The sequence below is a fragment of the Actinomadura oligospora ATCC 43269 genome (assembly GCF_000518265.1).
Classification (GTDB): Bacteria; Actinomycetota; Actinomycetes; order Streptosporangiales; family Streptosporangiaceae; genus Spirillospora; species Spirillospora oligospora.
In genome coordinates this window covers 453078-474061 of record NZ_JADG01000007.1, presented here as the reverse complement: position 1 = coordinate 474061, position 20984 = coordinate 453078, and the positions used below count along the sequence as shown (strand labels likewise).

Here is a 20984-nt window from a genome sequence, read left to right as displayed (position 1 = left end):
CACCCTTGGGACATCGCCGGATGAGACATCTCGAGGTGATCCCGTGGTCGATCCGCAGGTCGCGCAGGAGATCGAGGAGACCCTCCTCGCCGACCGCCTGAAGTACACCCGGGCGCAGGTCGAGGAGCTCGCCGGGATGCCTCCGGAGAAGGCCCGCCGGATCTGGCAGACGCTCGGCTTCCCCGCCCCGTCCGACGACGAGGTCGCGTTCACCGAGGGCGACGTCCGCGCGCTGGTCGAGATCGACCGGCTCGTCGCGGACGGCCTGGTGGACGAGGAGGGCATGGTCCAGCTCGTCCGGGCCGTCGGCCAGACCATGGGCCGCCTCGCGAGCTGGGTCGTCGACGTCTGGCTGCCGAGCGCCGCCGCCCGCCTGCCCGAGGACGTCGAGCTGACCCCGGAGACGATGCAGGACATCCTCGGCCTCACCGAACAGCTGCGTCCCCGGTTCGAATGGCTGCTGCTCCAGGGCTGGCGCCGCCAGCTCGCCGCCGCGGGACTGCGCGTCACGGCCGCCGCCGCCGGCGACGCGTCCGGCTCCGGCGGCCTGGGCGTCGCCCGCCTCGCGGTCGGCTTCGCCGACATCGTCTCCTTCACCTCGCTCAGCCGCCGGATGGAGGGCCCGGCCCTCGCCGAGTTCGTCGAACGCTTCGAGGCCGTCACCGCCGAAACGGTCGCCGACCTGGGCGGGCGCATCGTCAAGACGCTCGGCGACGAGGCCTTCTTCGTCGCCCCCGACCCGCGCGCCGTCGCCGAGATCGGCCTCAGCCTCGCCGACCGGCACACCAGCGACCCCGACTTCCCTGTCGTCCGCGTGGGCCTGGCGTACGGCGAGGTCGTCCTCCGCCTGGGCGACGTCTTCGGCACCCCCGTCAACCTCGCCGCCCGCCTGACGGCCGCCGCCCACCGGGGCACCATCCTCATCGACGCCCCCCTGGCCGCCGAACTCGCGGACGCCGACTACGACATCAGCCCGCTCCGCGCCCGCCACCTCCAGGGCCTGGGCCGAGTCCGCCCGTACCGCCTCCGCCGCCCTTTGACCTGACCAAATCGTCAGAACAGGGCGTCCTCTTCGGGCTCGTAATCACCGGCATGGGGACTGAGTGAGGCACCCGATTCACCCTCGACTCCGGCGAGATGCCAGTCGGCCCGCCGAAGCGCGGCCAACGCCTTTTCCCGCGCCGTCTCCCGGTCGCGAAGCGCCTGCGACCAGACCACGAGCGAGGACCGCCATGCCTCGCGAAGCGCCTCCCGTTCTTCGGGGGACACGCCAAGGCGCTTCTCCCGGTAGACCGCGAAGGCCCTGTCCGTCACCGCACGACACTTCTGCACCTTCTCGGTGGCGCTCTCGAACGTCTCACCCGTCCGATGCACCCGCTCCTCGAGAACGCGATCGAGGTTCCTGATGATCTCCCTCACCGGCGGCGTCCCCCCGAAATGCGCCTCGACCCCGGCCATGTCATGACGCCCGGCGGACGGCGCCATCCCACTCCCGTCCACCTGCTCCAGAAGCAGCACCCTCTCGAGCGCCTCCTCAAGCCGGACGGTCGCCGCGATCCACTCCATCACGTTGAGATTCCACGCCGACCGCGCCTCTCTCGTCCACTTACTGAGAGGCCCCCGATCACGACAGACCTCATAAGCACGAGCCGCCCCCCGAACATCCGCCCGCGCCCGCTCAAAGTCCCGCTCCGCCTCCAGAAACAGAGACTCCGCGATGTACCGCTCTTTAGAGACCACCTCCCACATATAACCTTTCCCAGCCACCTAATACCGCCCACCGGAATCTTTGGCATAAATAACGAACCCTCCCCACCCAAACTCCCCACGCCCACCCCGAACCAACACACAGAAACCACAAGAACACCAAGCGCAAGCCCTCACACAACCCCAAGCCGCGAGCACCACACACAGGGCGCGAGGCACGGGACAAAGAGGACGGGGCACAGGCGCGGAGCGGAGACCTCGAGCGCGAAGGCAGGCACGGCGCGCAGGGCACGGGGCGTACAGCGCGGCGGCGCAGCGCGGCCTCGGAGGGCGACCGGGAGCGCGGGACCTGGGGCGCGGGCCTCGGGTGCGGAGCACGCAGGGCACGGGGCGCGGGTGCGGGGCCTTGAGCGCGGCGGACGGGCACGGCGCGGGCGCGAGGCTTTGGGTGCGGGGCTCGGGCACGGGGGCCGGGGCGCGGCGGCGGGCTGGGCTTGTGGGGACGGCTTGGGTGGGGGCTGGTGTGGTGGGGGTGGTTAGGGGGTTCGGGGGGTGGGGCGGGTGGGGGAGAGGGGGCGGGTGGGGGTGGTCGGGTCCATGTCGGAGCGGGTCCAGACGTCCATGACCATGAGGGTCTTGGTGCCGGTGACGTTGCCCGCGCGGCGGAGGGTGTCGATGACCTGCTGGAGGTGGCGCATGTCGCGGGCGCGGATGCTGACCAGGGCGTCGGGGTCGCCGGCGGTGGTGTAGATCGCCTGGACCTCGGGGGCGACGGTGGCGGTGCGGATGATCTCGCTGACCGGGGCGGTGCCGGCGTAGCGGAGCTCGGTGAACGCCTCGATGCCCCAGCCGAGCTTGGCGTAGTCGATCTGGGCCGTGAAGCCGGTGATGACGCCGAGGTCGCGCATCCGGTCGACGCGGCGCTTCACGGCGGCGACGGAGAGGCCGACCTTCTCGGCCATCTCGGAGAAGGTGCGGCGGGCGTCCTGGCGGAGCAGGCGCAACAGCGAGTGGTCGATGTCATCAAGATCGGTCATCACGGTCTCCTCGCGCAAAGTACACGGCCAAATGTCAGCCTCCAGTATAAATCTTTGCGTCTTGTGGGGCGTATGTCGGCAGTTACTTGCGTTTGGGCGTTTCCAGGTGCTGTGCTCCACGCCACAGGGCGTGAACGAGGAGGTTCGATGGGCGTCCGGCTTGACGACAGGTACACCGCGCGCGAGGGGCGAGTACTGATCTCGGGTGTCCAGGCCCTGGTGAGGCTGACCCTGGAACAGCGCTGGCTGGACGAGGCGCGCGGCATCGACACGCGCGCGTTCGTCTCCGGCTACCAGGGGTCGCCCCTCGGCGGCGTCGACCTGGAGATGGGCCGCGCCGCGAAGTTCCTGGACGAGGTCGGGGTGGTCTTCCAGGCGGGTCTCAACGAGGAGCTCGCCGCGACCGCCGTCGCCGGAACCCAGCTGCTCGGACAGGTGCCGGGCCGCCGTCACGAGGGCGTGACCGGGTACTGGTACGGCAAGAACCCCGGCCTCGACCGGGCCGCCGACGCCATCCGGCACGCGCAGCTCGCCGGGACCGCCGCCGTCGGGGGCGCGGTCGCGTGGATCGGGGACGACCCCGCCAGCAAGTCGTCCACCGTTCCGAGCTCGTGCGAGCCGATGGCGCAGTCGCTCTCGCTGCCGCTGCTCGCCCCGGGCACCGTCGCCGAGATCATCGAGTTCGGCCTGCACGCCGTCGCGCTGTCCCGCGCCAGCGGCCTCTGGGCCGGGCTGAAGATCGTCGCCGACATCGCCGACGCGTCCGCCGTGGTGGACCTCGAGGAGATCCGCCGCAACATCCCGATGCCCGTCCGCGAGGACCGCAAGGTGCCGACGCTGGTCGGCCCGGCCTCCCTGGACGCCGAGCACGACATGCTCACCCGGCGCCTGGACATCGCCCGCGCCTACGCCCGCGAGGCCGGTCTCAACCGCATCGCCTTCGGCGCGGACAACACCACCCTCGGCATCGTCGCCTCCGGCACCCAGTACGCCGTCGTCCAGCGCGCCCTGACCGACCTGGGCCTGGACGAGGCCGCCATGAACGACCTCGGCCTCCGCCTCATCCGCCTGGGCATGCCCTTCCCGCTCGACGACGCCGAGCTGACCCGCATGACCGCCGACCTGGACGAGGTCCTCGTCGTCGAGGACAAGGTCCCCTTCCTCGAGCAGCACCTGAAGGCCGTCCTCTACGACCACGCCGACGCGGCCCGCCGCGCCGCCGCGCGGGCGGACGGCGCCGCGGGCACGGACTCGGCGGTCGTCGCCGAGGTGCGCGTGCCCCAGGTGATCGGGCGTCGTGGGGTGGACGGCAAGGAGCTGCTGCCCTCCCGTGGGACGGTCGGGTCCGAGGACGTCGTGCGCGCGCTGGTCGCGCGGTTCGGCGAGGACCGGCTGCCCAAGGCGGCCGTCATGCTGCGGAAGCCGCGGAAGAAGGGCCGGCTGTCGCTGCCGGTCGTGGCGGCGCGCACGCCGTACTTCTGCTCGGGGTGCCCGCACAACGCGTCCACCAAGGCGTCGGACGACACGCTCGTCGGCGTCGGCATCGGCTGCCACGTGATGATCGCGCTGGACGGCGCCGGACGCGGCAACCAGCTCGGCCTCACCCAGATGGGCGGCGAGGGCACCCAGTGGATCGGCCTCGCGCCGTTCACCGAGGACAAGCACTTCGTGCAGAACCTCGGGGACGGAACGTTCCACCACTCCGGTTCGCTGGCGATCCGCGCCGCCGTCGCCGCCGGGGTCACGATGACCTACAAGCTGCTGTACAACGACGCCGTCGCCATGACCGGCGGGCAGACGGCCGAGGGCCGTCTGGACATCCCGACGCTCACCCGCTGGCTCGCGCTGGAGGGCGTCCGCCGCGTCGTGATCACGACGGACTCCCCGGCGGACTACCGGGGTGTGGCGCTCGACCCGATCGCGCACGTCCGACACCGCGACGACCTGCCCGAGGTGAACTCCGAGCTGGCCGCGCTGGACGGCGTGACCGTGCTGATCCACGACGACCGGTGCGCCGCCGAGGAGCGCCGCCTGCGCAAGCGCGGCAAGCTCCCGACGCCCGCCGAGAAGGTGCTGATCAACGAGCGCGTGTGCGAGGGCTGCGGGGACTGCGGCGAGCAGTCCACCTGCCTCTCGGTGCAGCCGGTGGAGACCGAGTTCGGTCGCAAGACCCGCATTCACCAGCCGTCATGTAACTCCGACTTCTCCTGCCTCAAGGGCGACTGCCCGTCCTTCCTCCTGGTCGAGCCGGGGACGCGGCGGCAGCGGTCGCTGCCCGCGCTCCCGGTCGCGCTGACCGAACCCGTCCGCCGCTTCGGCGACGCCGACGTTCTGCTGCGCATGCCCGGCATCGGCGGCACCGGCGTCGTCACCGTGTCGCAGATCCTCCAGATGGCGGCCCGGCTGGACGGCTCCTACGCCGCCGGCCTGGAGCAGACCGGACTGGCGCAGAAGGGCGGACCGGTCGTCAGCGACCTGCGGTTCTCCACCCGGCCGGTGCCCGGAGCGCTGCGCGCCACCCGGGGCACGGCCGACGTCCTGCTGGGCTTCGACCTGCTCGGCGCCGCCGCGGAGAGCAACCTCGCCACCGCCGAGCCGGGCCGGACGGTCGCGGTCGTCAACACCGCGCTCGTCCCGACGGCGGCGATGGTCACCGGCCGCGTCGCGCTGCCGGGCTCCCCGGACGAGGCGCTGACCCGCGTCGAGTCGGTCACCAGCCGCGCCGACAACCTGTACCTGGACGCGCAGGGCCTCGCCGAGATCCTGTTCGGCGACAACATGCCCGCCAACATGGTCCTGGTCGGCGCCGCCTACCAGCACGGCTGCCTCCCGGTCTCCGCCGACGCGATCGAGGACGCCATCCGCCTCAACGGCGCGGCCGTCGACAAGAACCTGGCCGCCTTCCGCTGGGGCCGCGCCGCCGCCCTGGACCTGAAGGCCGTCCTGGCGGCGGTCGAGCCCCCGGCCCGTCCGCTGATCTCGCTCACCCCGGTCGCGCGGACCATCGCCGAGCAGGCCGCCCCCGCGATGGGAGGGGCGGAGCTCGAGGAGGCCCTGAGCATCCGGGTCGCCGATCTGATCGAGTTCCAGAACGAGAACTACGCGCGCAGCTACGCCGAGGACGTCCGGAACGTCATCGCGCTCGCCGCCGAGCGCGTCGACGAGGACGCGGCCCTGCGCGTCGGTCTCGCCTACGCCACCTCCCTTCACAAGCTCATGGCCTACAAGGACGAGTACGAGGTCGCCCGACTGCACCTCGACCCGGTGGAGCGGGCCAAGCGCGAGGAGGAGTTCGGCCCGGACGCCAAGGTCTCGGTCATGCTGCACCCGCCGATCCTCCGCGCGCTCGGCATGAAGCGGAAGATCCGGCTGACCCGGACCGCGCCGGTCGCGTTCCGGGCCCTGCGCGCCGCGCGTGGCCTGCGCGGCACGACTCTGGACCTGTTCGGCTACGCCGAGGTCCGCCGGATCGAGCGCGAGCTCGTCCAGGAGTACCGGGGCCTGGTGCGCGACGCCCTGTCGCACCTCACCCCCGGCACCGTCGCCGCCGTGGTCGACCTCGCCCGGCTGCCCGAGACCGTCCGCGGCTACGAGGACATCAAGCTCGCCCGTGTCGCCGAGTACCGCGAGCGTGTCCACGCCACGCTCGCCGACCTCGCCGACGCGGCCCGGGCCGACCGCCCCCACCAGCCCGCCTGACCCGGCTGCCGGCCGACCGCCCTGGCCGGTGCGTCTGGGAGGCGCACCGTCCGGGGCGAACCGTCCGGCCGGGTCGGGCGTCCCGCCAGCCCGAAGCCCCCACCGGCCGCACGACCCTCGCCCGGTGGGACGCCCCGGACGCCCCAGACAACCGGAGCGCTCTGGACCATCCAGGCGCTCCAGACGGCCAGAGCGATCCAGGCCGCCGAGGTCGTTCGGGACGGCGGGCCCCGAACGGCCGGGGCCGCTCCGAACGGCTGGAGCGTCCCGAACGGAGGGGCCGCTCGGGACGGCCAGGGCGCTCCCGGACGACCGAGGTGCTCCAGACAGCCAGGGCACTCCGGACGACCGAGGCGCTCCCAGACAGCGGGGGCCACTCCGGACGACCGGGGTGCTCGGACGACCGGGGTGCTCGGACGGTCCGGGGTGCTCGGACGGTCCGGGGTGCTCCGGACGGTCGGGTGGGCCGAAGGGCTGGCTCGGCCCGTGACCTCCATCGTTGCGGGCCACCGGCTTGTGGGGAAGCCGCGCCCCGAACTGTGGATAACTTCGTGGCAAGGTGGGGTTCGCCTGTGGGTGCCTCTGGAGGAAGACAATGACCGTCGATCGTCTGCTGCCGAGCGATGAAGCGCGTGACCTCATCGCCCTGACGCGAGAGCTCGCTGACAAGGAGCTCCTGACGCGCGTGCACGAGCACGAGCGTGCCGAGACCTATCCCGAGGGTCTTTTCGCGATGCTCGGGGAAGCGGGCCTGCTCGGCCTGCCCTACCCGGAGGAGTACGGCGGGGGCGGGCAGCCTTACGAGGTGTACCTGCAGGTCATCGAGGAACTGTCGGCACGCTGGGCGGCCGTCGCGGTCGCGACCAGCGTCCACACGCTCGCGTGCTTCCCGCTGTTCACGTTCGGCACGGACGAGCAGAAGGAGCGCTGGCTTCCGGAGATGCTCGCCGGACGCGTGATCGGCGGTTACAGCCTCTCCGAGCCGCAGGCGGGATCGGACGCGGCGGCGCTGACCTGCAAGGCCGAGCGGACGGTCGGCGGCTACCGGATCACCGGCACCAAGGCGTGGATCACCCACGGCGGACGCGCCGACTTCTACTCGCTCTTCGCCCGCACGGGCGACTCGATCTCCTGCTTCCTCACGCCCGGCCAGACCGAGGGCCTCAGTTTCGGACGGCCCGAGGAGAAGATGGGGCTGCACGCCATCCCCACGACCACCGCGAACTGGGACGGCGCGCTGATCGAGGACGAGCGTCTCATCGGCGCCGAGGGCGAGGGCCTCCGGATCGCCTTCAGCGCCTTGGACTCCGGACGTCTCGGCATCGCCGCCTGCGCGGTCGGCCTCGCCCAGGCCGCGCTCGACCACGCGGTCGCCTACGCCAAGGAGCGCAGCACGTTCGGCCGCCGCATCATCGACCACCAGGGACTCGGTTTCCTGCTAGCCGACATGGCCGCCGCCGTGGTGTCCGCCCGCGCCACGTACCTGGACGCGGCCCGCCGCCGCGACCTGGGCCTGCCGTACTCGCGCGAGGCGTCCGTCGCCAAGCTCACCGCGACCGACGCCGCCATGAAGGTCACCACGGACGCCGTCCAGGTCCTCGGCGGCAACGGCTACACGCGCGACTTCCCCGTGGAGCGCTTCATGCGCGAGGCCAAGATCATGCAGATCTTCGAGGGCACCAACCAGATCCAGCGGCTCGTCATCGCCCGCTCCCTGGCTCGCTGACCCCCGCGCACGAGCCCGTCCTCCGCACGAAGTTCGAGTGCCGTGCCGTCCTCCCCAGGACGGCACGGTGTTAGCTCGTGTTAGCGAATCGACAACGGGACGGGTTAGGACGGGCGGCGGCGTTCGGCCCGGATCCGCAGGAGGTCGGCCGTGGCCTGGTCGGCGGGCAGGAACGCCTCCAGGTGGAGCTCGGCGAGCGTGACGTCGGTGGCGGTCGCGAACGAGGTCAGCGTGGTGATCAGGCGCAGTTCGCCGTCCGCCGACGCGAGCCGCATGGGGACGGAGAAGCCCAGGTGGTCGGGCCCGACGGGGGCCTCCGGAACGTACCCGGCGAGCTCGTCGACGAAGGCGTCCAGGCGTGGATCCGGGCTGCGCAGGGCCCTGGCGCGCAGGTTCTCGATGACGTGTCGTCCCCATTCGTCCAGGTTCGACACCCTCGGCCCCATCCCCTTCGGGTGGAGCATGAGGCGCAGCATGTTGACGGGCGGTTCGAGCAGCTCGGGTGAGGCGTCCTCGGTGAAGACCTCGACGGCGTCGTTGGCCGCCACGACCCGGCCGTACGGCGCGATGACCAGCGCCGGGTACGGCAGGTGGCCGTGCAGGATCTGCTCCAGCGCCGTCCGGACGGGCCGCAACGCCGCCTCGTCCAGCCCGGACTCGGTGAACACCGGGGCGTATCCGGCCGTCGTGAGCAGGCTGTTCCGCTCCCGCAGCGACAGACCGAGGGATTCGGCCAGCCGAATCACGATCGCGCGTCCCGGACGCGAACGGCCGCTCTCGATGAAACTCAAATGCCGTTGGGTCGTCCCCGCCCGCACGGCCAGTTCGAGCTGGCTGATCCGCCGGACCGCGCGCCAGTGCTTCAGCTCGGACCCGACGCTCTTCTGCGCATATGTGCTGCCCACCGCACCGTTCTACCGGCCGCCGCCGCTCTTGTGCGATTCCCTCGGGGGAATTGTCCGGCGCCACCCCCGCACGGACGATCGTCCCCGGACGAACCCCCTCTGAGAGAAGGCCGTTATGAAGAGCTACCACTTTGACCCTGACCACGGGCTCGCCGGACTAACACTGCACGAACAGGACGAGCCCGAACCGGGACGTGGGCAGGTCGTGGTGAGGGTCCGCGCGAACTCGATCGGCTATCGCGACCTCATGGTGCTGGGCAACAGGTACGTCCTGCCGATCCGCCCGGGCGTCGTGCCCGGCTGCGAAGGAGTCGGGGAGGTCGTGGCCGTCGGCGAGGACGTCCGCCGTGTCCGGATCGGCGATCGCGTGGCGGCCACCGTCTTTCCGCACTGGCTGGACGGCCCGTTCCGGCGCGAGAACGCCGCCCAGCTCGGCACCATGCTCGACGGGATGCTGACCGAGTACGCGCTGCTGGACGAGGACGGCGTCGTGCCCGTCCCGGACCACCTGTCCGACGAGGAGGCCGCCGCCTTCCCGCTCGCCGCGGTGACCGCCTGGAACGCCCTGGCCAGCGGTGGTCCGCTCCGCCCGGGTGCGACCGTTCTGACCCTCGGGTCGGGGGCGGTGTCGCTGTTCGTCCTGCAGTTCGCGAAGCTGGCCGGGGCCCGGGTGATCGTCACGACGTCGGGCGCCGCCAAGGCCGAGCGGCTCCGTGCCCTCGGCGCGGACGACGTGCTCAACTATCGCGAGAACCCCGACTGGGACGAGACCGTCCGCGCCCTGACCGGCGGCGAGGGCGTCGACCGCGTCGTCGACGCGTCCGGTCCCCTGGAGAAGTCGCTGAAGTCGGTCGCGATGAGCGGCGAGGTCGCGTTCGTCGGCTTCTCGCTGTCCGGCGACGCGGGGGCCAAGCCGGTCGATCCGTCCGTCCTGTTCATGGCGGGCGCGGCGCTGCACCGCGTCGCCACCGGCAGCCGGGCCCACTTCCTCGACATGAACCGCGCCGTCGAGACGCACCGGCTGCGCCCCGTCATCGACCGTGTCTTCCCTTTCGAGAAGCTCCACGACGCCTTCACGTACTGCGAGTCGGGCGAGGGCCTCGGCAAGATCATCATCTCCCACCCCTGAGGACGCCCGGCTCCTCGGAACCCCACATGGCGCGGGCTGACGTCCCCCGCGCCATGTGGGCCGGTCAGCCCGCACCGCCCAGGCCGAGGAGGACGACGCCCGCTGCGCCCCCGGCGGTCAGGATTCCGGCGACCGCGAGCAGCGCGTACTCGTGGCAGACGAACCGGAGCGCCTGGAGGCGGGTCGTGCCGATCCGACGGAGAAGTGCCAGCTCACGACGGCGCGCGGAGATCGCCGTGGCGGCCGTCGCGATGGTGCCGATCGCGCCGTAGACACCGGAGATACCGATCATCACGAGCAGCCCGGTCCGGGTCTGTTCGGCCTGCCGGTCACTGACGGCGGCCGTCCACTCGGACTTGGTGACGATCCTGGCATCAGGTCCGCCGAAAGCACCGGCGTTCACCGCCAGGGCCGCCCGCACCTCCGGGACGGCTGCCGACGAAGTTCGCAGATAGACGCGGGTGGGCTGAGCGTCAGGACCGGCGCGATGCGGCCCGAGGACGATGCGCGGGCCGCCGGGCGCGGCATCGAAGACGGCTGCGACCTGCAGCGATATCGGAGTTCCGTCGGCCAGCCACAGGCGCATCGTCTGCCCGACACGCTTGTGCCAGGAGCCGTCGAGCGCCACGGTCGCGTCGTTCAGGCCGTTCAGCGAACCCTGCCGGACGTGCAGGCCGAGCACCGCCGGGGAGTCGACGGCGAGTGCGGAGAACGGCACCGGCGTCGGCGCTTCCAGGTGGAACGGCGTCACCGCGGGTTCGTGGGCGAGCACGCTCGTGTCCGTGACGGCGGTCGCCGCGACGCCGGGCACGGCGCGGACCCGAGCGACCAGCGCGGCGGGCAACCCAACCCCGCCGGACGGGAGAACAACGAGGTCAGCGGGCGCGGCCTGGTCGTGCAGCCCACGATCCTTGATCGACTGGGCGATCCCCGTCGCGCCGAGGACGGCCAGCGCGAGTCCCAACGTGATCATCAGCGGGACGATCGTCCCGGCGGCCTGGCGTGACCCGGTGGCCACCCGCTCGCGGGCCAGCAGTCCGCCGGGCCCGGCGCCCCGTGTGAACGGCCAGGTCAGCATCCCCACCAGCGGCGGAAGCAGCGTGGGAGCCAGCATCGCCGCACCGCCGACGACCAGCAGCGCGAGCTCGACGTCGGTCTTCGCGTCGAGCGCCATGTCGGGCATCGCGACCGCCATCAGCAGCAGGAGTCCCGCGCCGCAACCGAACGCCGCCAGTCCAGCCAGACGTCGCGGCAGGCCCGAACCGCCGGGCTCGACGTCCACCTCGCGCAGCGCCTCGGCCGGACGGACGGTCGCGGCCCGCACCGAGGCCGCCACCACCGCCAGCACGGCGACCAGGACACCGGCCGCGAACGCGAGCGCCAGCGGCCCGGCCACTCCGGCGTCGCGCGGGACGGTGAACCAGGCGGGCGCCATGTCGTGCCCGGCCAGCCAACGCGCCAGCAGCGGCCCACCGGCGAGCCCGAGCACGCATCCGGCGACCGATCCGACCACTCCGACCAGCACCGCCTCGGTCACGACGGCCCGGACGACCTGCGCCGGGGTCGCACCGAGCGTGCGCAGCAACGCCAGCTCACGGCGTCGGCGCGCGACCGACAGGCCGAACGCGCTCGCCGTGACGTACAACGAAACCGACGCCGACAGCAGCGCCGCGACACCCAGGAAGGACGTCAAGGACGTCAGGTCCGCCCGATCGCGCAAAGCACCAGGATCGGCGAGCGCCCGATCACGTCCGGTCAAAACCCGGACACCCGGAATTCCGGCCGCACGCCGCGCCGCGGCCTGGTCAGCAACCACCAGCGCGTCCACAGACGGCGACAACCTCGCGGCTTCGGCATCGCTGAAGAAAACCGCATCCTCACCACCATCCGCCCGCTCAACGTCCGCCGCACGCTCACCACCCACCGCGTGCTCACCACCCACCGCGTGCTCACCGCCCGCCGCACGCTCGCGACCCGCCGCACGGTCACTACCTGCCACGTGCTCGCCACCCGCTGCGCGCTCACCGCCCGCTGCGTGTTCAGCGTCCGCCGCGTGCTTGCCGTCCGCCGCGTACTCGCCGCCCGCCGCGCGCTCACCGCCCGCTGCGTGTTCAACGTCCGCTGCGTGCTTGCCGTCCGCTACCTGCGGGGCGTCCGGCAGTTGTCCGGCGTGCGCTGCCTGCCCGCCGTTCGCCGCGGTCTGGCTCGGTCGTGCGATGCCGACGACGGTGTACGCGCCATCCTTTTCACCCGTGCGCACCATCACCCGCTGCCCGACCAGGCCCCGGCCCGTCAGGACGATCTCGTCAGCACGAACCGGCGGACGACCCGAAACCAAGGCATAAGGGGCGAAGGCAGCCGAGGACCAGCCATGCCCGACCTGGTCGGAGGGCCCTCCCGGCAACCGCACCGGGAAGCTCCGGTCCAGCGCCGCGCCCGGGAAGCGAGCGATGACCGATTCGGGAAGCGCAGGCTGCTCAGCGAGCGGCACGGCGCTCGGCGTCCCGTAGCGATCCCGCATCCGCAGATTCGGATCAGCCTGGACGACCGCAGGCGCGGCGGCGAACCGTCGCGGCAGCCGATGCGGATCCGAGGACGCCGCCCCCAGCACCAGCGCCATCGTCGCGACCACCGCCACTCCCAGCGCCAACGCCGCCAGCGGTCCCACGAGCGATCCCCAGCGCGCCCGCAGCCCCTCCAACACGACCCTCAACACGACGCCGCCTCCCCACCCGCGGCAGCGTCCAGGCCCGCCGCGACGGCGTCGGCGCGCCGAGTCACCTCTCCCTGCAGAGCCGCCTCGCCTCGCAGAGCCGCCTCGCCCCGCGGGGCGGGGTCGGCGGATTCGAGGGCGGTCAGGTGGGCGGCGACGGTGGAAGCGTCGGGATTGTCGAGCGTGCCCGACACACGCCCGTCGGCGAGGAAGACGACGCGGTCGGCGTGGGCGGCGGCGACGGGGTCGTGGGTGACCATGACGATCGTCTGGCCGCGGTCGTCGACCAGAGAACGCAGGATCGCGAGGACGTTCCGGGAGGAGGCGCTGTCGAGGGCGCCGGTCGGCTCGTCGGCGAACAGGACGCGCGGCGCGGCGACCAGGGCCCGGGCGATGGCGACGCGTTGCTGCTGGCCACCCGACAGTTCGGCGGGACGGTGCCGCGCCCGGTCCGCGAGGCCGACGGCGGAGAGCGCGGCGCGGACGGCGCGTCCGTCGGGACGGTGTCCCGCCAGCCGCAGCGGCATCCCGACGTTCTGCTCCGCGGTCAGCGCGGGCAGCAGGTTGTAGGACTGGAAGACGAACCCGATCGTCTCCCTGCGCAGCCTGGTCAGCACGGACTCACGCAGCCGCGACAAATCCTTACCTTCGAGCGATACCGCGCCTCCCGTCGGACGTTCCAACCCGGCGGCGCACTGCAGCAGCGTCGACTTGCCCGATCCGGACGCGCCCATCACGGCGGTGAACGACCCTTCCGCGAACCCCAACGTGACCTTGTCCAGGGCGGTGACGGTGCCGGATCCCGTCCCGTAGGTCTTGCTCACCGCGGTGAGCCGCACGATGTCCATGCCCTCAAGCCAAGCGCCGGAGGCCGGTCCGGGTCGATCAGCCGGGCCACCGTCCACGGGGTATGCCCAGCCTTACCCCGAGGGTCGTCCACGCCCTATCGGTCGTCCGAAAAATCGCTTCTATGCTGGCCCGATGGAGGTGATGACGGTCCTGCGGCGGCGCGGGTTCCTCGTGTCGGCGTGGCCGTGGCGGAGCCTGGCGTACCTGGTGACCAGCACGATCTCGGGCGCGCTCGTGCTGACCGTCGTCGCGGCGGTGCTGCTCGTCGGCGGGACGCTGGCGTCGGTGCTCGTCGGGCTGCCGATGCTCGCGGCGCTCGCCTTCGCGGGCGTTCCGGTCGCGGCGTTCGAGCGGTGGCGGCTCCGTCTGATGGACGCCGAGCCGGTCACCGATCCGCACCGCGCCCCGGACCGTCCGGGTGTCGGGGGCTGGCTCGCGGTGCGGGTTCGCGAGTCCGCGACCTGGCGTGAGCTGGGATTCACCATCCTGCTCGCCACAATATTGTGGCCACTCGACCTGACCATCGCCGCGGCCGGGGCCGCAGTGCCATGGGCGTTGCTCACCGCCTGGATACCCGTCCTTTCCGGCGGACGGCGCGGACTCTGGCCCGGCGTCGCGATCCACACCCCCGGACAGGCGATCGCGGCGCTGCCCGCCGGAATCGTCCTGCTGGCGGCCGGCGCCTACCTGGTCACCGTGGTCGCGGCCGGACGCGCCGCGCTCACCCGGCGGCTCCTCTCCCCGCGTCCGGACGAGGCGGCGCTCCTGCTCGCCGAGGTCACCGGATCCCGAGCGCGGCTGGTCAACGCGTTCGAGGCCGAGCGCCGCCGCATCGAACGCGACCTGCACGACGGCGCGCAGCAGCGGCTCGTCGCCGTCGCGACCAGCCTCGGCCTGGCGATGCTCGATCTTCCGCCCGGCCCCGCCGCCGATCACGTCGCGCACGCCCACCGGGAGGCGAGGAAGGCGCTCGTCGAGCTGCGCGAACTGATCCACGGCATCCACCCGCAGGTCCTGACGCAGCACGGACTGGGCGCGGCCGTCCAGGACGCCGCCGACCGTTCTCCCGTCCCGGTGGCCCTGACCTGGGACATCACCGGACGCATGCCCGCCGCCGTCGAGGCCACCGGATACTTCGTCGTCTGCGAGGCGCTGGCCAACGTCGCCCGGCACAGCGGCGCGGACCACGCCTGGATCACCGCCGCGCACACCGGCGACACCCTGCGGCTGGAGATCGGCGATGATGGCGCGGGCGGCGCCGACCCGTCCGGCGGCAGCGGACTGACCGGGCTGTCCGACCGGCTCGCCGTCGTCGGCGGGACCCTCGCGCTGGCCAGCCCGTCCGGCGGCCCGACCCTGCTCAGAGTGGAGATTCCGTGCCCGAAGCCCGTCCCCTCCGTGTCGTCCTCGCCGAGGACGGCGCCCTGATGCGCGACGGCCTGATCGCCGTGCTCACCCGGTTCGGGCACGAGGTCGTCCAGGCCGTCGCGGACGCGCCCTCCCTCGCCACCGCCGTCGAGACGCACGAGCCGGACATCGTGGTCACCGACGTCCGCATGCCGCCGACGCTGACCGACGACGGGCTGCGCGCCGCCATCGCCCTGCGCGAGCGCGACCCCCGCCTGCCCGTGCTCGTCCTCAGCCAGTACATCGAGGCCGCCTCCGCCGGTGAGCTGCTCGACTCCACCGACGCCCGCGCGGTCGGCTACCTGCTGAAAGACCGCGTCATCGACGTGACGGACTTCGCCGACGCCGTCCGCCAGGTCGCGGGCGGCGGCACGGTGATCGACCCCGAGGTGGTCCGCCACCTGCTGACCCGCCGCCGCGACCCCCTCGACCGCCTCACCCCGCGCGAGCGCGAGGTGCTGGCCCTCATCGCCCAGGGCCACTCCAACACGGCGATCGCCCAGGAACTCACCGTCTCGGCCGCCGCCGTCGGCAAGCACATCAACAACATCCTGGCCAAGCTCGACCTCCCACCGGACGCCGAGGTCCACCGCCGCGTCCTGGCGGTCCTGACCTTCCTCCGCTCCTGACGCCCACGTTCGGCGAGATCTCCGAGTCCAGCCCTGGTGTGTCGGCCTCGAACTCGCGGAGGAGGAAATCCTCACGCGGACCCCGGAAGTGGCGCGGTTTCCGCAGTCGCCGCGCGCTCTGACTCGCTTTACCGCACACAGGACGGTGCTGTCACGACAAGGCGCGCGCGTTCTTCGCTATCGCTTTTGGAAAACAACACGCCCGTCCTCCCGCCATCCTGGAATGATCATTCGCGGGACGTCGCGTGAGCCTGAGGCATCGTGCGGCATTCATCACGCTCAGTGATGTTCGCCACGGCGTGAGGTGGCTCGGCGGAGGCCGGAAGCCTCTCCCCTGCCGGACGTCCCGCGCCCCGGCGACCGGCCGGGAGGCGCGCTCGCGAACACCTCACTGACATGGGAAGAACCCTTTCCCCGTCGGCGATGTGGGCGTTGAGCAGGGGAAATTGGATCATGCTCCAGTCGGGGTCGAATACGGTCGGCCCGGCACAGGAGCTCGGTGCGGGTCACGAGCACGCTCCGAGCGACGACGGAAGGTCTAGGACAGTTGTGGTTTGTAGGGTCGTCCGCAATACGGGTTACGCCTTGAGTGATTACCGTGAGCGCTGCTAGCTTCAGCCGGTGGACGAGAGGCGTGCACGAGCGGAGGCGATCGAGGGCTTCGCGGAGATCCTGCGAGAACTCCGAAACTCGGTCGGCAACCCGTCATTCCGGGAGATGTCCGGACGATCAGGTGCAATCTCACACACGACACTGCACGAGGCCACCAAGGGGAACCGACTCCCGAGTTGGGGAACCACCGCCGAGTTCGTCAAGGCGTGCGGCGGCGACCCCGAGGCGTACCGCGAACGCTGGGAACAGGCGAACCTCACGGTCAAGGGCCCGAACGCCGCAGGCCAGCCAAGCGCCGCAGGTCAACCAAGCGGCATAGGCCAGCCGAGCACCGCAGGCCAGCCGAACGTCGCAGGTCAGCCGGACGTCGCGGGTGCCTCGAGCCAGGCGAGCGCCGCGACGGTCCGTCCGTCCGGTGAGGCCACGGCTTCCTCCGCAGGCGCCGCGGAGCGTCCATCCATCCACGTAGCCGTCGGATCGCAGCCGCACCAGGCGGTCAACGAGACCTCGGCGTCCATGACCGCACCGCCCTTGCCGCCCGGCGAGACCTCGGCGCAGCCGCCCGCGCCAGCGAACGCACCCGGCGAGGCCACGGCGTCCGTTCCTTCACTGCCGCAGCCATCGGGCCAGGCCACGGCTTCGGCGCCTGTGCCCGCGCAGCCGCCCGGCGTCCCCGCGACGGCCGTTGCCCCCTTGCACGATCCGCCGCCGCATCTGCCCGTCGGTCTCGGTGGCGACGTCCAGCGGGCCACGCCGTTGCCGCCCGCCACACGCGGCAACGGCAAGAGGAAGACCCGGGTGACCTACCTGGCCGCGGCCGCGATCGTGGCGGCCGGTGTGGGATCGGTCGCGTACGCGCTGAACGCCACCCACGGCGACTCCAAACCCCGCGAGCAGGCGACCAACCCGTCCGGCAGTCCGTCCGCGGCAGCCGCCGCAGCCGGTTGCCCGGTGAAACCGAGCCAGCCGGCGTGGGCCCCTCCGCTGCACAAGGGCGACGCGGCCGCGTTCGTCGACGACATCACACTGCGCGACTGCACGCAGGTCGGCACCAACCAGACCGTCGTCAAGATCTGGCGGATCCGGAACACCGGGGCACTGTACTGGCGTGGATATTCGCTGCGCCGACTCGGCCTCCCGCAGAAGCCGGACGACTGCCGGACCAAGAACCGCGTGCCCATCAACACCACGCGTCCCGGCGACAAGGTGGACATCCGGGTCGAGATCACCACGCCGAAGAAGCCGGGCTTCTGCATCGCGCGCTTCAAGATGCTGGACTCCGCCGGACGCGTCGCCTTCTCCGGAAACCGTCCGGTCAACTTCCAGCTCATCGTCCGCGACTCGTAACCCACACGACCGGCGACACGAACGGCCCCACGGTGCGGACGGTCGGCGGCACGGACGGTCCACAGACCAATGGCTCCCCGTCGTGGGAGCACGACGGGGAACCAGAGGTCACAGGCTTTACCGGCTAGGAGATGGCGATCCCGCGGTAGTAAGCCTTGAGAATGCGGGTGTAGCTCCAGCCCGCGTTGGCCTTGTCACGCGAGCCGTACTGCGACATCCACTCACCGTCGCGCCACGCGCCGCACGCGGTCGTGGTGGAGCAGTACTGCGCCATGAAGATCTTGCCGCTGCGGGTCATCCGGTGACCCCACGTCGCGTCCACCGCGGAGTTGGTGCGCGCCGTGGCCGAGCCCGGAACGTACACCTGGCTGTTGGTGTTGTCGTAGACGTCGAAGCACTGGCCGTTGATCTTGCGCGTCGAGTGCAGCGCCCACCACCAGGCGTAGCTCTTGACGGCCATGGCCCCGGCCTTGAGCGACTCGGCCTTCCAGCTCGGCATCCACTCCTTGGGCAGGACGTTCTTCACGTAGTACTTGAAGTTGACCCGCTCGACCTTGTGCTTGCCCGTGCGGTACACGAGGATCGTCGACGGTTCCTTGGTGTTGGTGCCGTCGGTCTTGCACCCGGTGGGCGCGGGCTTGTTGGACGGGCTGAACTGGTGCGAGGCGTTCTGGTTCTTCAGCCCGGAGTTCAGGTTGCCCTTCGCCCCGGCCTTGAAGTCCTGGTAACGGCCGCCGTAGTTGCTGTTGAAGTAGACCCGCACGGTCTTGCTGCTGCGGTTCCACACCGAGGCGGTGTGGTTCTTGACGCACACGCCCTTGCCGGCGCCGGCGCTCTTGAAGTCGTAGCAACCCGGCTGCTTCGCGCCGTAGTCCTTCACCGACGAGGTGAAGTCCGACAGCGAGCCCTTCTGGTTGCTGTTGAAGTACAGGCAGAACTCGCCGGTGTCACACTTGCCGTTGCGTCCGGCGGCGTCGGCGACACCGGTCGTGCCCGCCACCAGAGCCGCGCTACCGAGCGTCATCGCCGCGGTCACCGCAGTGGCCCGCGCGACCATCTTCCGTTTCGACACGATCATCTCTCCCTTCGGTCAGCGGTCCCGGTGATCAGCGGTAGTTGTAGCCCTGGGAGGCCCAGAAGGAGTACGGCGCCGGGTTGTCCAGGTGCGGGTCGCCGACGCTGATGGAGGCGTGCGTCTGGTAGCCGGGACGCATCTCGACGTGGGTGTGCGCGCCACCGGCCGAGGACACGCCGTGCCACGCCTCGGTTCCGAGGTACTGGCCCTTCGCGATGTTCTGGCCCACGCGCAGGGACGAGGACGGCGCGGAGTGCAGGTAGATGACCGTCTTCTTCGCCGAGGCGTTGTAGATGGCGATCGTGGACAGGTTGCTGCTGCTGGACCGGCCGTTGCGGCCCTGGTGGACGTAGGTGACCTTGCCCGAGACCAGGGCGTAGATCTTGGAGCCGACGCGGCGGGTGATGTCGGTGCCCTCGTGGCGGCCGGTGGTGCTGGTGTACTTGTCGAAGCCGCAGGAGATGTAGCCGCCGCCGGTCTTGTACAGCGCGTACGACAGGTTCACGCGCTTGGACGGCGAGAACTCGTGCGAGGCGTTCTGGTTCTTCAGGGAGGAGTTCAGGTTGCCCTTCGCCCCGGCCTTGAAGTCCTGGTAGCGGCCGCCGTAGTTGCTGTTGAAGTAGATCCGCACGGTCTTGCTGCTGCGGTTCCACACGGACGCGGTCGCGTTCTTGACGCACTTGCCCTTGCCGGCGCCGGCGCTCTTGAAGTCGTAGCAACCCGGCTGCTTCGCGCCGTAGTCCCTCACCGACCCGGTGAAGTCCGACAGCGAGCCCTTCTGGTTGCTGTTGTAATAGAGGCAGAACTCGCCGGTATCACACTTGCCGTTCCGGCCCGCCGCGTCAGCGGAAGAAGCAGTGGTGGCGATGACCGCACCACCGATGGCGGCTGCCGCAGTCGCCGTCGTGAGGATCTTGGTGGCCATTTTCATGTGCTGTTTCTCCTTGATTTCTGGCGGGGGCTGGGGTTTGAGGACGGGTCAGGGGAATCCTGCGATGTTCGCCGTGATCAGCGGACCCGCAGGTATTCCTCCCAGGTGCGGATGGTCACCTTCGGACCGTCGTCCTTGCCACGGTTGGCGAGACCGTTCTGGCCGAGGTAGTAGTCACCGATCTGGTGCTGGGCCTGCACGGACAGGTCGGTGTCGTTGATGGCCGTCGCGTGGATGTGCCACGGCCAGTCACCCTGGTTGGGGTTGCGGACCCAGGCGGCGAAGCCGACCTGGCGCATGGCCTTGGCCACCTTGGTGCGGGTGGCGGCGTTCATCCCCTTGACGTTGATGTCGACGACGCCGCCGCCGTCGTGCGTGCCGACGGACGTGGGGTCGCCGCCCGGGTTGTAGGAGCCCTGGTCCAGGACGAGCTTGCGGTGCAGCAGCTTCTGCGCCTGGAGCAGCATCTTCTGCGTGCGGGTGTTGACGTAGTACTTGGTCCCGAACTTCACCTTCGGGCCCGGCACGATGACGTGGTTGACGGTGAACCGCCCGGCGCCGAGCTTGGCGAGCGAGGACTTGCCCGGCAGCCCGTTGGCGCTGATCCCCTTGTAACCGAGGGACTTCTGGAACTTGGTGTAGGCGGCGGTCGTCGTGGTGCCGAAGTAGCCGTCCACCCACTTCTTGTCGAGCAGCTTCCTGTCCGCGAGCGCCTTCTCGACGAGAAGCACACTGGCCTTGGCACCAGGGGTCAGCTTGTTGTCAGGGCGGCGCGGGTCGATCTGCGCGGCCTTGACAAGGGCCTCCATGTTCACGCTCGGAAGCGCGGACGCATCGGACGACGGGGCCGCCTTGTGGCTGTTGTCCCCCTGCGCCGCCGAAACCGCGGTCACGCCGGCGATCGAGGTGAGCACGACGGCCGCCGTGGCGGCAGCGGCGTACTTAGGCAGCTTCATCGAAAATCTCCTGGTCTGCAGCGGGGGGCGTGCTCGAGGTGGGACCAACACTTCCGGGGACGATCACGTGTCCGCAATACGTCGGTGTTGTCAGCCTGTTCGACGCTTCCTCGTACACCCGCACGCGCCGCCTTACAGGCGGATTGATGCCCAAACGGGACGCTTACGCCTTGACCGGACAAACGGCACACTGATGCATCAACCGGACTGTCCGTGTTGTCCGTCCACCGCTCCTGCCAGGCAAGACACGTCACCACCGCCG

The 20984-nt window shown here is 71.0% G+C and carries 16 protein-coding genes; 7 read left to right on the top strand and 9 right to left on the bottom strand.

Annotation, left to right across the window (positions count from 1 at the left end; all coding sequences use genetic code 11):
- Window positions 1-43 precede the first annotated feature (43 nt).
- Window positions 44-1045, top strand: coding sequence for an adenylate/guanylate cyclase domain-containing protein (locus P696_RS0111520; RefSeq protein ID WP_026412459.1), 1002 nt, complete (start codon window positions 44-46; stop codon window positions 1043-1045).
- An 8-nt stretch (window positions 1046-1053) separates the two neighbouring features.
- Here the strand turns inward: P696_RS0111520 and P696_RS0111515 are convergent, their stop codons facing one another.
- Window positions 1054-1749, bottom strand: coding sequence for a hypothetical protein (locus P696_RS0111515; RefSeq protein ID WP_026412458.1), 696 nt, complete (start codon window positions 1747-1749; stop codon window positions 1054-1056).
- 494 nt (window positions 1750-2243) lie between these two features.
- Window positions 2244-2744 carry an Lrp/AsnC family transcriptional regulator gene (locus P696_RS44820; RefSeq protein ID WP_051467332.1) on the bottom strand — a complete coding sequence of 167 codons (501 nt, stop codon included), beginning with the start codon at window positions 2742-2744 and terminating at the stop codon, window positions 2244-2246.
- A gap of 147 nt (window positions 2745-2891) precedes the next feature.
- On the opposite strand from P696_RS44820, the gene P696_RS0111505 reads away from it, so the two are divergent.
- Both P696_RS0111505 and P696_RS0111500 read left to right on the top strand, forming a co-directional pair.
- Entirely contained in the window at window positions 2892-6443 is a 3552-nt protein-coding gene (locus P696_RS0111505; protein ID WP_026412457.1) for an indolepyruvate ferredoxin oxidoreductase family protein, read from the top strand.
- Window positions 6444-7038: 595 nt separating this feature from the next.
- Window positions 7039-8169: an acyl-CoA dehydrogenase family protein gene (locus P696_RS0111500; protein ID WP_026412456.1), complete on the top strand. Its 1131-nt coding sequence runs from the start codon at window positions 7039-7041 to the stop codon at window positions 8167-8169.
- Between the two features lie 104 nt (window positions 8170-8273).
- Here the strand turns inward: P696_RS0111500 and P696_RS0111495 are convergent, their stop codons facing one another.
- Complete coding sequence (locus P696_RS0111495; protein ID WP_026412455.1) at window positions 8274-9074, bottom strand: helix-turn-helix domain-containing protein; 801 nt, start codon at window positions 9072-9074, stop codon at window positions 8274-8276.
- A 115-nt stretch (window positions 9075-9189) separates the two neighbouring features.
- Here P696_RS0111495 and P696_RS0111490 point away from each other — a divergent pair, with 115 nt between their 5' ends.
- Complete coding sequence (locus tag P696_RS0111490) at window positions 9190-10203, top strand: zinc-dependent alcohol dehydrogenase family protein (protein WP_026412454.1); 1014 nt, start codon at window positions 9190-9192, stop codon at window positions 10201-10203.
- A 64-nt stretch (window positions 10204-10267) separates the two neighbouring features.
- Here the strand turns inward: P696_RS0111490 and P696_RS54250 are convergent, their stop codons facing one another.
- Together P696_RS54250 and P696_RS44815 are read right to left on the bottom strand one after the other, a co-directional pair.
- Entirely contained in the window at window positions 10268-12919 is a 2652-nt protein-coding gene (locus tag P696_RS54250) for an FtsX-like permease family protein (RefSeq protein WP_157429627.1), read from the bottom strand.
- Window positions 12913-13764, bottom strand: a complete 852-nt coding sequence (locus P696_RS44815; protein WP_084337243.1) for an ABC transporter ATP-binding protein — start codon at window positions 13762-13764, stop codon at window positions 12913-12915. Before P696_RS44815 ends, P696_RS54250 begins: the two co-directional genes overlap by 7 nt.
- A gap of 133 nt (window positions 13765-13897) precedes the next feature.
- Here P696_RS44815 and P696_RS0111470 point away from each other — a divergent pair, with 133 nt between their 5' ends.
- Together P696_RS0111470 and P696_RS0111465 are read left to right on the top strand one after the other, a co-directional pair.
- Entirely contained in the window at window positions 13898-15193 is a 1296-nt protein-coding gene (locus P696_RS0111470; RefSeq protein WP_034484152.1) for a sensor histidine kinase, read from the top strand.
- Window positions 15193-15801 carry a LuxR C-terminal-related transcriptional regulator gene (locus tag P696_RS0111465; RefSeq protein WP_051467388.1) on the top strand — a complete coding sequence of 203 codons (609 nt, stop codon included), beginning with the start codon at window positions 15193-15195 and terminating at the stop codon, window positions 15799-15801. The genes P696_RS0111470 and P696_RS0111465 overlap by 1 nt, the downstream gene beginning before the upstream one ends.
- Before the next feature lie 968 nt (window positions 15802-16769).
- Here P696_RS0111465 and P696_RS56880 read toward each other — a convergent pair.
- A complete protein-coding gene (locus tag P696_RS56880; protein ID WP_026412449.1) occupies window positions 16770-17006 on the bottom strand; it encodes a hypothetical protein in 237 nt (78 codons plus the stop codon).
- Between the two features lie 205 nt (window positions 17007-17211).
- Here P696_RS56880 and P696_RS56875 point away from each other — a divergent pair, with 205 nt between their 5' ends.
- The gene (locus tag P696_RS56875; protein WP_170026412.1) at window positions 17212-17760 is read left to right on the top strand and encodes an NBR1-Ig-like domain-containing protein; all 549 of its coding nucleotides are present in this window, start codon (window positions 17212-17214) and stop codon (window positions 17758-17760) included.
- A 124-nt stretch (window positions 17761-17884) separates the two neighbouring features.
- On the opposite strand, the gene P696_RS56870 is transcribed toward P696_RS56875, so the two are convergent.
- The 3 genes from P696_RS56870 to P696_RS0111440 all read right to left on the bottom strand — a co-directional run bounded on the left by P696_RS56870 (window position 17885) and on the right by P696_RS0111440 (window position 20722).
- Entirely contained in the window at window positions 17885-18832 is a 948-nt protein-coding gene (locus P696_RS56870; RefSeq protein ID WP_170026410.1) for a SpoIID/LytB domain-containing protein, read from the bottom strand.
- 34 nt (window positions 18833-18866) lie between these two features.
- Window positions 18867-19766 carry a peptidase inhibitor family I36 protein gene (locus P696_RS44800; protein ID WP_211245697.1) on the bottom strand — a complete coding sequence of 300 codons (900 nt, stop codon included), beginning with the start codon at window positions 19764-19766 and terminating at the stop codon, window positions 18867-18869.
- Between the two features lie 77 nt (window positions 19767-19843).
- Window positions 19844-20722: a peptidoglycan-binding domain-containing protein gene (locus P696_RS0111440; protein WP_051467326.1), complete on the bottom strand. Its 879-nt coding sequence runs from the start codon at window positions 20720-20722 to the stop codon at window positions 19844-19846.
- Window positions 20723-20984 lie beyond the last annotated feature (262 nt).